This is a genomic window from Caulobacter sp. GW821-FHT09B11, from assembly GCF_059418205.1.
In genome coordinates this window covers 150,577-162,542 of sequence record NZ_JBWKPK010000007.1, presented here as the reverse complement: position 1 = coordinate 162,542, position 11,966 = coordinate 150,577, and the positions used below count along the sequence as shown (strand labels likewise).

8 protein-coding genes are annotated in these 11,966 nt (G+C 69.6%); 4 read left to right on the top strand and 4 right to left on the bottom strand.

Annotated elements, in window-relative coordinates; translation table 11 throughout:
• Nucleotides 1-82 precede the first annotated feature (82 nt).
• A complete protein-coding gene (panC, locus tag AC07N1_RS07385) occupies nt 83-946 on the top strand; it encodes a pantoate--beta-alanine ligase (protein WP_494671202.1) in 864 nt (287 codons plus the stop codon).
• Between the two features lie 167 nt (nt 947-1,113).
• Here panC and AC07N1_RS07380 read toward each other — a convergent pair whose 3' ends face one another.
• Nucleotides 1,114-1,512 carry a DUF1489 family protein gene (locus AC07N1_RS07380; protein ID WP_110119012.1) on the bottom strand — a complete coding sequence of 133 codons (399 nt, stop codon included), beginning with the start codon at nt 1,510-1,512 and terminating at the stop codon, nt 1,114-1,116.
• Between the two features lie 167 nt (nt 1,513-1,679).
• Here AC07N1_RS07380 and AC07N1_RS07375 point away from each other — a divergent pair, with 167 nt between their 5' ends.
• Entirely contained in the window at nt 1,680-2,984 is a 1,305-nt protein-coding gene (locus tag AC07N1_RS07375) for a cation:proton antiporter (protein WP_494671201.1), read from the top strand.
• 177 nt (nt 2,985-3,161) lie between these two features.
• On the opposite strand, the gene AC07N1_RS07370 is transcribed toward AC07N1_RS07375, so the two are convergent.
• Entirely contained in the window at nt 3,162-5,123 is a 1,962-nt protein-coding gene (locus AC07N1_RS07370; RefSeq protein WP_494671200.1) for an acetyl/propionyl/methylcrotonyl-CoA carboxylase subunit alpha, read from the bottom strand.
• A 209-nt stretch (nt 5,124-5,332) separates the two neighbouring features.
• On the opposite strand from AC07N1_RS07370, the gene AC07N1_RS07365 reads away from it, so the two are divergent.
• A complete protein-coding gene (locus tag AC07N1_RS07365; protein ID WP_494671199.1) occupies nt 5,333-6,364 on the top strand; it encodes a glycoside hydrolase family 43 protein in 1,032 nt (343 codons plus the stop codon).
• A 177-nt stretch (nt 6,365-6,541) separates the two neighbouring features.
• On the opposite strand, the gene AC07N1_RS07360 is transcribed toward AC07N1_RS07365, so the two are convergent.
• Nucleotides 6,542-7,471, bottom strand: coding sequence for a formylglycine-generating enzyme family protein (locus AC07N1_RS07360; protein WP_494671198.1), 930 nt, complete (start codon nt 7,469-7,471; stop codon nt 6,542-6,544).
• Nucleotides 7,468-9,249 (bottom strand): arylsulfatase, encoded by a 1,782-nt coding sequence (locus AC07N1_RS07355; protein ID WP_494671197.1) that lies wholly within the window; start codon nt 9,247-9,249, stop codon nt 7,468-7,470. Before AC07N1_RS07355 ends, AC07N1_RS07360 begins: the two co-directional genes overlap by 4 nt.
• A 226-nt stretch (nt 9,250-9,475) precedes the next feature.
• On the opposite strand from AC07N1_RS07355, the gene AC07N1_RS07350 reads away from it, so the two are divergent.
• Nucleotides 9,476-11,926 (top strand): TonB-dependent receptor, encoded by a 2,451-nt coding sequence (locus AC07N1_RS07350; protein ID WP_494671196.1) that lies wholly within the window; start codon nt 9,476-9,478, stop codon nt 11,924-11,926.
• Nucleotides 11,927-11,966: the final 40 nt, after the last annotated feature.

The window sequence follows — 11,966 nt, the reverse complement described above, 5'->3', positions numbered from 1 at the left end:
GCAGGTGGACCTGATGTCCCATATCGGCCATAAGCCGCCCCGTCCGAACGCTTGTTTTTGCGTTGCAGCAGAGTGGCTTGCCATGACCCGCATCGTCCGCACCGTCGCGCAGCTGCGCGCCGAAGTCCGCGCCTGGAAGGCCGCCGGCGAGCAGGTGGGCCTGATCCCGACCATGGGCGCGCTGCACGAAGGCCACCTGTCGCTGGTCCGCCTGGCCCAGACCAAAGTGCGGCGCACCGTCGCCAGCGTCTTCGTCAATCCCAAGCAGTTCGCCCCGCACGAGGACTTCGACGCCTATCCGCGCGGCGAGGCCCGCGACGCCGAGCTTCTGGAAACCGTCGGCTGCGACCTGCTGTTCGCCCCGAACGGCGCCGAGATGTACCCGGAAGGCTTCGCGACCAGCATCAACCTGACCGGCGTGTCCGAGCCGCTGGAAGGCGCCGCCCGCCCGCAGTTCTTCGGCGGCGTCGCCACCGTGGTCACCAAGCTGCTGATCCAGGCGGAGCCGGACATCGCCGTCTTCGGCGAGAAGGACTACCAGCAGCTCCAAGTCATCCGCCGCGTGACCCGCGACCTCGACCTGCCCGTCGAGATCGTCGGCGCGCCCACGGCCCGCGCCGAGGACGGCCTGGCCCTCTCGTCGCGCAACGCCTACCTGTCGCCCGAGGAACGCGCCGCCGCCGTCGCCCTGCCTGCCGCCATGAAGGCCGCCATCGCCGCCGTCCAGGCCGGCGAACGTGTCGAGGCCGCCGAGACCGCCGGCAAGGCCGCCCTGGCCGCCGCCGGCTTCCGCCAGGTCGACTATTTCGACTTCCGCGACGCCGACGACCTGTCGCGCCTGGGTCCCGACGGCCTGCCCCCCTCTGATGGGAACGACGCCAAGGCCCGCCTGCTGGCGGCCGCCTGGCTGGGCAAGACCCGCCTGATCGACAACATGGCCGCCTGAGGATCTACCTCCTCAGACCTTCACCGCCAGGGCGATCCCGACGGCGACCACCATCGCCAGGAACAGCAGGCCCATGCCCAGCGCCACGTAAGCCAGCCGCATCTTCGCTCTCCTCACAAGACCGAGGATAAAGCGTCGCACCCCTGGGTTGACGAGACGCTAAGCGCTCACCAGGCGCCGAGTTCGCGCAGCTGCCGCGCCAGTTCCGGCGGCATGTCGGCGGCCTCGCCCTCGGTCAGGTCCGGCGGGGCGTCTTCCGGCTTGAGATAGCGCCAGCCCTGGAAGGCCCGGCGCGGCTGGGGCGCGACGCGGACGATGGTCGGATCAACCGTCACCTCGCAGCGCGCCGCCTGGCCCTCGCCCACGGTGTCGATGGCCAGGATGGTCTGGCGGCACAGCACCTGGCCCTTGAACACGCGATAGAGCGAGCCGCCGTCGAGGATCTCGTCGATGCGCTTGGGCGTCATCCGGGTGTGCATCACCCACGGATGGCCTTCCTCGTGCCAGGCGAGGAGGTCGTCGATGGTGTCGCAGCCGACGACCAGCTTGATCATGTGCAGAGCCATGAAGCCGATGTAGCGCGGTGCGGCCGCAGCGCAAGCGCGGGATCGCCGCAGGCTCATGACAACGTTATCACTCGCCGCTGGCGCGCACCCCGAGACCAGTGATATCGCTTGGCCAAGGGATGGAACGGCGACCGCCCAAGGCGGCGCAGATCAGGGGGATCCGGAGCATGACGCCGGCCGAACTCAGCGTAGTCTTCTTCTTGCAGATGGCCGTCATCGTCGCGGCCTGTCGCGCCACCGGGTGGGTGCTGAAGCGGTTCTTCGACCAGCCGCAGGTGATCGGCGAGATGATCGCCGGCATCATCCTGGGCCCGTCCCTGCTGGGCCTGCTGGCGCCGGACCTCCAGCACACGCTATTCCCCAAGGAATCCAAGTCGATCCTGTTCGTCGGCGCGCAGCTGGGCGTGGGCCTCTACATGTTCCTGGTCGGGATCGGCTTCCGCGCCGACCATTTCAAGACCAACGCCAGGAGCGCCCTGTCCGTCTCGCTGTCGGGCATGATCGCGCCGTTCCTGGTGGCCATCGCCCTGACGCCCTGGCTGATGAGCCTGAACCTGTTCGGCAAGGGCGTTCAAACCTTCCAGGCGACGCTGTTCATGGGCGCGGCGATCTCGATCACCGCCTTTCCGGTGCTGGCCCGGATCATCCAGGAGCGCGGCCTGACCCGGACCCCGCTCGGCTCGCTGGCCCTGTCGTCGGGCGCCATCGACGACGCCGGCGCCTGGACGGTGCTGGCCATCGTGCTGGCCTCGTTCGGCGGCGGCCCGGCCGTGGCGCTGAACGCGCTGATCGGCGGCGGGCTGTTCGCCCTGTTCATGCTGACTGTCGCCCCCAGGCTGCTGGCCCCGCTGGGCCGCTGGGCCGAGCGCGAGGGCAAGCTCACTCCGCCGCTGCTGGGCGTGGTGATCATGCTGTTCATGCTCAGCGCCTGGGCGATGGACGCGGCCGGCCTGCACTCGGTGTTCGGCGGCTTCCTGCTGGGCGCGGCCATGCCGCGCGGCGTGCTGACCCGCGAGCTGAAGAAGCAGCTGGAACCGTTCACGGTCGCCCTGCTGGTGCCGATGTTCTTCACCTTCTCGGGGCTCAACACCCAGATCAACCTGGTCAACAGCTGGTCGCTGGTTCTCGTCGCCCTGGTCATCCTGGCCGGCTCGATCCTGGCCAAGGGCGGGGCCTGCTGGGCCGCCGCGCGCCTGACCGGCCAGGACAACCCCACGGCCCTCGGCATCGGCGCCCTGATGAACGCCCGCGGCCTGATGGAGCTGATCATCATCAACATCGGCCTGCAGAAGGGCATCATCGGCCCGGCCCTGTTCTCGATGCTGGCGGTGATGGCCGTGGTCACCACCCTGATGACCTCGCCGCTGTTCGAGGCCTTCTACGGCAAGAAGGCCCGCGAGCGCGGCGAACTGGGGGCGCTGGACGAGAGCGAGGACGAGCACGTCGCGCAGCCGGCGAAGCAGTTGGTGTAGCCGCCTCGCGGCCCCTCTCCCCTTGCGGGAGAGGGTGGCCCCACAAAGTGGGGTCGGGTGAGGGGTCGCAAGTACAGAAACGCCGCGACAGCTGTTCAGCTTTCGCGGCGTTTGATGTCTGAGAGACCCCTCATCCGTCGGCTTATGCCGACACCTTCTCCCGCAAGGGGAGAAGGATCAGGAAGCCTCCAGCCGCGCCAGCACAACGCCCTCGGCCACCTGGCCGCCGGCCACGGCCGAGAGCTCGCCGACCACGCCGTCGAACGGCGCGGCAAGGGCGTGTTCCATCTTCATGGCCTCCAGCACCATCAGGGTCTGACCCTTGGTCACCGACTGGCCGGCCGCCACCGCCACCGACACCACCTTGCCCGGCATCGGCGACAGGATCGCCCCATCCGACGCCGCGCCATGGGCGCCGCCGCCGACCTTCGGCGCGAAGTCGAACTCCCGCACGTCGCCGCCCTCGAACACGTAGAACGGGTCGCGGCCATAGACGCCGGGCAGCACGTCGACGTCGTCCAGCGGCCGGCCATCCTCGACGGTGATGTCCCACGACCAGTCGTCGCCCGCGCCCGCCACCAGGCCGACCCGCAACGGAACCTTGGCGCCGTCCACGGTCAGCGGCAGCTCCATGGCCGCGCGCGGGGCGTTCATGCGGAAGCCCAGCAGGCGCGAGGGTGCGCTGGCCCAGGGATCGGCCTTCGGCTGGTCGGCGGCCATGAAGCCCTCCAGTCGCTGGCCGATGGCGGCCAGGGTCGGGGCGTCGCTGAAGGTCCTCTCGGTCAGCTCCTCCAGCCGCGCGGCGATGAAGCCGGTGTCGATCGCGCCCTCGACGAAGTCGGGATGGCTGGCGCAGGCGGCCAGGAAGGCGGCGTTGGTCTTGACCGGATAGACCTCGACCAGCTTGCAGGCCTCGGCCAGGCGATGGGCCGCGTCCTCGCGATCGACGCCGTGGGCGATCAGCTTGGCGATCATCGGGTCGTAGAAGGCGGTCACCTCGCCGCCCTCCTCCACCGCGCTGTCGACGCGCACGTCGCCCTCCGGCAGGCGGAAATGCTTCAGCGGGCCGGTCGAGGGCAGGAAGCCGGTGGCCGGGTTCTCGGCGTAGAGGCGCGCCTCCATGGCCCAGCCTTGCAGCTCGATCTCGTCCTGGGCCAGCGGCAGCGGCTCGCCGGAAGCGACCAGAAGCTGCCATTCGACCAGGTCCTGGCCGGTGACCATCTCGGTGACCGGGTGCTCGACCTGCAGGCGGGTGTTCATCTCCATGAACCAGATGCGGTCGGCGCGCAGGCCCTCGCTGGCGTCGGCGATGAACTCCACCGTGCCGGCGCCGACATAGCCGACGGCCTTGGCCGCCAGCACCGCCGCGCCGCAGACGGCCTCGCGGGTCTCCTCGTCCATGCCGGGGGCCGGCGCTTCCTCGATGACCTTCTGGTGGCGGCGCTGCAGCGAGCAGTCGCGCTCGAACAGGTGCACGACCTCGCCGAACTGGTCGCCGAACACCTGCACCTCGATGTGGCGCGGGCGGGTGACGTACTTTTCCAGCAGCACGCGGTCGTCGCCGAAGCTGGCGGCCGCCTCGCGCCGGCACGAGCCCAGGGCCTCGACGAAGTCCTCGGCGCGATCGACCTTGCGCATGCCCCTGCCGCCGCCGCCGGCCACGGCCTTGATCAGCACCGGAAAGCCGATGGCGGCCGCTTCCTTGGAAAGCCGCGCCTCGCTCTGATCGTCGCCCAGATAGCCGGGCGTGGTGGGTACGCCCGCCTCGATCATCACCTTCTTGGCGGCGTCCTTCAGGCCCATGGCGCGGATGGCCGAGGGCGGCGGACCGATCCAGATCAGACCCGCGTCGATCACGGCCTGGGCGAAGTCGGCGTTCTCGGACAGGAAGCCGTAGCCCGGATGGATCGCCTCGGCGCCGGCCTGGCGCGCGGCGGCCAGGATCTTCTCGGGGACGAGATAGCTTTCGCGAGCGGGCGAGCCGCCGATCAGGATGGCCATGTCGGCCTCCATCACGAACGGGGCGTGGGTGTCGGCCTCCGAGTGGACGGCGATGGTGCGCACGCCCATCTCGCGCGCGGTGCGGATGATCCGGCGCGCGATCTCGCCGCGATTGGCGATCAGGACCGACTCGATCAACGCATTCCTCCTCGGGACGAGGCCCTTTCCGGAGAGCCTCCATCGCATGTTTCGTTGTTGGGCGACGTTTATGCCCGAAAACGCCGCCACACCAGCACGACCTTTGCCGCAGGCCGCGCGTTCCCCGCCAGCTTGCCCCCTGCCCTCGCCGTTGCAAAGCGCCGCCGGAAACAGGATCGTCCGATCGGTGAAGTCGCGTAGGAGCCCTGATGCCCGTCGATCGTTCGCGCCGGGCCGTGGCCCTCGGCGCCGCCGCCCTGGCCATCGCGCCCGTCGCGGCCCGCGCCCAGCCGACGCTGCGCCTGCCGAACATGCCGCTGCACGACCCGTTCATGGTCGCCGACGAGCAGGCCGGGCTCTACCGGCTCTACACTTCGAACATCCCTCGCCTCAGCGGCGCGCCGGGCCTCGGCACGATGATGTACGTCAGCCGCGACCTGCTGGATTGGGAGAAGCCCCGGTGCGTGTTCACCGCCCCGACCGACGCCTGGTTCAAGGGCGGGGCCTGGGCGCCGGAGGTCCACTTCTGGAAGGGTCGCTGGTTTCTCTTCACCACCTTCCACGACGAGGCCGATTCCCTGCCAGCTGTCGGCAAGCGCAGGCCCTACCGGCGCGGCACCATCCTGGCGGTCGCCGACCGACCCGAAGGTCCTTTCACCGTCGTGCGCGGCGGCGAGCCGGTCGCGCCCAAGGACCTCATGACCCTGGACGGCACGCTCTACATCGCCCCGGACGGACGGCCCTGGTACGTCTATTCGCGCGAGTGGCTGCAGGTGGGCGACGGCGCCATCGAGGCCCTGCCCCTGAGCGACGATATCGCCGCCGCCGCCCCGCCCATCACCCTGTTCACCGCCAGCCAGGCGCCCTGGGCCGACGGCAAGCAGCAGCCCGAAGGCGATCTCGCTTACGTCACCGACGGCCCGCAGCTCTTCACGACGAAGACGGGCCAGCTGCTGATGCTGTGGTCCAGCTATGACCGGAACGGCTACGTCCAGTCCCAGGCGCGGTCGACGACGGGCAAGCTGGAAGGCCCGTGGGAGCAGTTGCCGCCGCTGGTCCGCCACGACAGCGGCCACGGCATGCTGTTCCGCCGCTTCGACGGCCAGCTGATGATGATCGTCCACCGCCCCTTCAAGAACGCCCGCGGCAAGCTCTACGAGATGCGGGATGCTGGCGATCGAGTGGAGATCGTGCGGCAGCGGATTGACCTGGACGGGGATGCGAGAGAAATCGTGGGCTAGAGGCGCCGCTTCTCCTCCCCTCCCGTCATTCCCGCCCTTGTGGCGGGAAGCCCTGGTTCCGCTCGCAAGTTGAAGCGCAAGCGGCGTGCCGAGCACGCCGCCCCTCCCGCACCTGCGGCTGACAGAGGGGTTCTCGCCACAAGGGCGAGAATGACGGGCTCTAAGGTGGTGAAAGCCTCACACCGCCCGGGCGTACGCCACCCGGAACCCCACGTGCGACGTCCCCAGCCCCTCCTCCTGCGCCTGCCAGGCGGCGGGGCGGAAATTGGCGCAGTAGTTGAAGGCGCAGAGGAACGAGCCGCCCTTGATCAGGCGTTCGGGTCCGCCGGTCGCGGCGGCGCTCGACGTCCACTCCCAGGCGTTGCCGATCATGTCCACGAGGCCGAAGGCGTTGGCGGAAAAGCAGCCGACGGGCGCGAGCCCCGTGAAGTGGTCCTCGTTGCTCTGGGCCAGCGGGAACTCGCCCTGCCAGGTGTTGGCGACCGGCTTGCCGTCGTCGTCATAGGCCCAGGCCTGGGGTGAGCGCGGGCCGGACTGGTCGCCGCGCGCCGCCCGCTCCCATTCGGCTTCGGTCGGCAGGCGGCCGCCGGCCCAGCGGGCGTAGGCGCGGGCGTCGTCGTAGGTGACGTGCACCACCGGCTCGTCGGCATGGGCCAGGTCGTCGGCTCCGCCGCCGTGCGGATGACGCCAGTTGGCCCGGCGCACCAGCTTCCACCACTGCGCCGCGTCATCGCCCGACAGGTGCTCGGGTTGCACGAACACCGCCGAGGCCCCGTCCCGCTCGGCCTGGGTGACGTAGCCCGTGGCGTCGACGAAGGCGGCGAACTGGCGGTTGGTCACCTCGTGGCGATCGATCCAGAAACCCTCGACGGCCACGGCCTTGCCCGGCTTGCCCGGACCATCCTCGCCCAGCGCCACGGCGCCGGCGGGAACGAAGGCGCGGCCTTCCCTGTCCTCGCCCTTGCGGGCATGGCAGGCGCCGGGGGCGGCGGCGCGAATGGCCGCCACCTCGACGCCGGCCGGATCGGCGACCGTGAAGCCGCTCGTCGCCAGGCCGGCGACGAGGGCTGCGGCGGCGACCGCCCAGGAAAGGCCGCGCCGGCTCATTTACCGCTGGTCTTGGCGGCGGCGCCCCCAGCGGCCGGCGGGGCCGGCGGCAGCACCACGCCGTTGTCGGCGGCGTAGCGGTTCCAGGCCTCGACCAGTTCCTTCAGCTTGTCGGGCTGGCTGGCGGCCAGGTCGACGGCCTCGGCCGGGTCGCTCTTCAGGTTGAAGAGCTGCCAGTTGGCCGGCAGCACGGCTTCGCGCGAATAGGCCGCACCGCCCGGGGCGGTGGGCAGGTAGACCGCCTTCCAGTCGCCGCGACGCACGGCCCGGCGGAAGAACAGCTCCCAGGCCACGGTGTCCTGCGGGCCGCGCACCGAGGCGTCGGCGCTGGCCAGGGCCTGGACCCACGAATGGCCGATGGCCGGAGCGACGGGGCGACCGCGATAGGTCTCGGGACGCTTGACGCCCGCCAGTTCCAGCACCGTGGCCTCGACGTCGGTGACGTGGGCCAGGGAGTCGACGATGCGGCCCGCGCCCTTGACGCCCGGCCCCTCGACGATGGCCGGCGTGTGGATGCCGCCCTCGGTCGAATAGCCCTTCACGAGCCGCGTCGGCGAGGTCGCCGCCTGCGCCCAGCCGGGGCCGTAGCCGACGTGCGAGCTGGCGCGGCCCAGGTTGTCGAAGCTGTTGTCGATCTGCAGCGCCGCCAGCTTGGCCGGATCGAAGACCGCGCGGACGGTGTCGATGCGGCTGCCCTCGGCGCCGTTGTCCGACAGGAAGACGATGACGGTGTTGTCGTACTGGCCCGTCTCCTTCAGGGCCGCCACCACCTTGCCGACGTTCTGGTCGAGGCGATCGACCATGGCCGCGTAGATCTCCATCCGCCGCGACTCGACCTTCTGCTGCTCGGGGGTGAGCGAGCTCCAGGCCGGCACGTCGACGAACGGATGGGCCTTGGCGTCCTTGGCCACCAGGCCCAGCGCCTTCAGCCTGGCCAGGCGCTGCTCGCGCAGGGCCTCGTAGCCGGCGTCGTAGCGGCCCTTGTACTTGGCGATGGTCTCGGGCGGAGCCTGCAGCGGCCAGTGCGGCTCGGTGAAGGTCAGGTAGCCGAAGAACGGCCGGCTGTCCTTGGCGCTCTCGCGGACGTACTGGGCCATCCGGTCGCCGTAGAAGTCGGCCGAGAACACGCCCTTGGGATAGGTCACGACCTTGCCGTCCTCGCGGAAGGTCGAGGCCGCGCCGGCGGCCTTGTAGGCGTCGTTCTGGTCCTCGCCATAGTGGTTCTGCAGGCCTTGCAGCAGGGCGTAGGAGCGCTCGAAACCGCGCGCCGTGGGCGACTGGTCGTCGGTCAGGCCCAGGTGCCACTTGCCGGCCATCAGCGTGCGGTAGCCGGAGTCGCGCAGCAGTTCGGCCACCGTCACCGAGCGGTCGTTGAGATAGCCCTCGTAGCCGGGCTGGCCCTTCTGGCCGGGAGTCAGGATCTCGGCCATCGAGCCCAGGCCCACCTGGTGGTTGTCCGAGCCGGTCAGCAGCATCGAGCGGGTCGGCGAGCAGGTGGCGGCGGTGTGGAAGCCCGACAGTCGCACGCCGGCCTTGGCCAGGGCGTCCAGGTTCGGCGTGTCGATCTCGCCGCCGAACGCGCCCAGATCAGAATAGCCCAAGTCGTCGGCGACGATGATCAAGAAGTTCGGCCGCTTGTCGGCCGTGCGCGTCACGGCCGGAACCGTAGGTTCCGCGGCGCTTGCAAGGCCGCCCGCAAGGCAGGTCGCGGCGATCATGGCGCCGGCCAGGAGGCGTGCGCGCAGGGGGTTTCCCAGGTTCGTATTGCGGGTCTTCATGACGCTTTCCCTCAGCTTTCCCTTTTCCCTAAGGCCTCCCCGCTCCGAGGCGCTTACGACAATTTCGAAACGCACCGTTGAGAATTTCTGTAATGCCGATCGGAGTAGTTGGGATTTAAAGCTCCCTCCGCACCGCAACGACGACGCATCGGCGAAGGGCCCGCCGAGGCGTCATGGACCGTCGTTCTTCTGCGGTTGTTCTTGCTGTTTATGGGGGCTCCACAACATGTCGGGCGCGCAACATTCTTATCGCCAGGCGAATACTCGCCTCGACCACAACCACGGCGTGACCCTGCGTCGCCTGGCCTTGGCCACCGCCTCCTGCGCGGCCCTGATGGTCGGCGCGCCCGCCTTCGCCGCCGAGACGCCCGCCGAGCCCGCTGCGACGGCCCCTGATGCGACGCCCGACGACGCCGTGGGCCTTGAGTCCGTGGTCGTCACCGCCCGCCGCCGCGAGGAAGACGCCCAGACCGTGCCCGTCGCGGTTTCCGCCTTCGGCGGCGCTCAACTCGAGAAAGCCCGCGCCTACAACGTCCGCGACCTGCAGCAGCTCTCGCCGAGCCTCAGCGTCAGCGTCACCAACCCGCGCAACACCAGCATCAACATCCGGGGCCTGGGCAACAACGTCTCGGTCTATAACGACGGCCTGCAGTCGGCGGTCGGCGTCTATCTGGACCAGGTGTATCTGGGCCGTCCGGGCCAGGCGGTGTTCGACCTCGCCGACCTCGACTCCGTGCAGGTTCTGCGCGGCCCGCAGGGCACGCTGTTCGGCAAGAACACCTCGGCCGGCGCCCTGGTGATCTCGACCAAGGAGCCGAAGTTCACGCCGGAGTTCGCGGCCGACGTCACCGGCGGCAACTACAACTACTTCCAGGCTCACCTCGCCGTCGCCGGTCCGATCGTCGACGACAAGCTGGCCTTCCGCGTCGCCCTCGCCAACACCCAGCGCGACGGCTACATGACCAATGTCTATGACGGCTCCAAGACCCAGGACTATCACGACTTCGGCGGCCGCCTGCAGTTCCTGCTGACCCCGAACGAGAAGCTGAAGATCAAGCTGTCGGGCGATTACGGCCAGCAATATTCCAACACCGCCGCCAGCGTGCTGACCGGCCTGCTGACCAACTACGCCGACGACGGCGCGGCCTATCCGAACGGCTATCTGGCCCGCGCCGCCCGTATCGGCTTCACCCCGCCGGCCATCGATCCGGAGGCCCGCCAGGTCTCGGTCAACACCAAGAACAGCTATTTCGAGACCCACGGCGGCGTGTCGGCCATCGTCGACTACAGCCTCGCCGACGCCACGCTCACCTCGGTCACCGCCTGGCGCGGCTGGCACTGGCGTCCGCACAACGACGCCGACGGCACCACCCTGTCGGCCATCATCGACGCCCACCAGGACAACGACCAGCAGCAGTTCAGCCAGGAACTGCGCATCCGCTCGGAAGGCGACCGCAAGCTCGATTACGTGGCCGGCCTCTACTACTTCTGGCAGGATCTCGAGGCCGAGGCGGTCAACTACTACGGTCCCTACGCGGCCGACTGGCTGCTGGCCCCGGCGGCGGCCTCGGCCACCGTGCGCGCCGCGGCGCTGAACAACTACTCGATCATCAGCCACTCCAGCCCCGAGACCACCAGCGCGGCGGCCTTCGCCCAGGGCACCTGGCACGTCACCGACCGCTTCGATATCACCGGCGGCCTGCGCTACACCTACGAGAAGATGACCGGCTGGTTCGACCAGACCGCGTCGGGCGCCAGCCTCTCGGGCCTGACCACGGCCGAACAGGCCACCGCGATCGCCCTACGCGCCCGCTTCGGCGCGGCCAACAGCTTCTCGTCCAAGACCTCGGGCGACAGCCTGACCGGCAACGTCACCCTGGCCTACACCTTCGACAACGGCCCGCTGCTCTATGCGACCTACGCCCGGGGCTATAAGGCCGGCGGCCTGAACCTGTCGAACATCAACACCTCGGGCGCCAACGCCGTCGATCCGGTCATCGATCCGGAGACCATCGACAGCTATGAAGCGGGCCTGAAGAGCACTTGGCTGGACCGTCGCCTGACCGCCAACCTCGCCCTGTTCTGGACCGAGGACGAAGGCTACCAGACCACCGCCGTCAACCTGATCAACAGCACCAGCTACCTGACCAACGCCGGCAGCGTCCGCAGCCGCGGCGTTGAGATCGACGTGCGGGCCGCGCCGGTCGAGGGCCTGACCCTCTACGGCTCGACCACCTACAACGACGCCAGCTACACCAGCTACGAGAAGGCCGCCTGCCCGATCGAGGTCCACCTGACGACCTATTGCGACCTCACCGGCCGCCGCCTGCCGGGCGTGTCGCTGTGGGCCGTGTCGACCGGCGGCGAGTACCGCCGCGCGGCCGGGACCTGGCGCGGCAACGGGCTGGAGGCCTATGCCGGCTACGACGCCAACTACCGCTCGGCCTACTACACCACCGCCGCGGACTCCGAATATTCCAAGATCCCGGGCTACACCCTGCTGAACCTGCGCGCCGGCATCGGCTCGGAAGACGGCCGCTGGGACCTGCAGGTCTGGGGCCGCAACGTCTTCGACAAGCTCTACTACCTGTCGCTGGCGGCGGCGAACACCGGGGCCGTCACCGGCACGCTGGGCGACCCGCGCACCTTCGGCGTCACCCTGCGGGTGCGTCGCTAGAACCAAAAACGGCGGGGGCCCTGGCCCCCGCCGTTTCCAT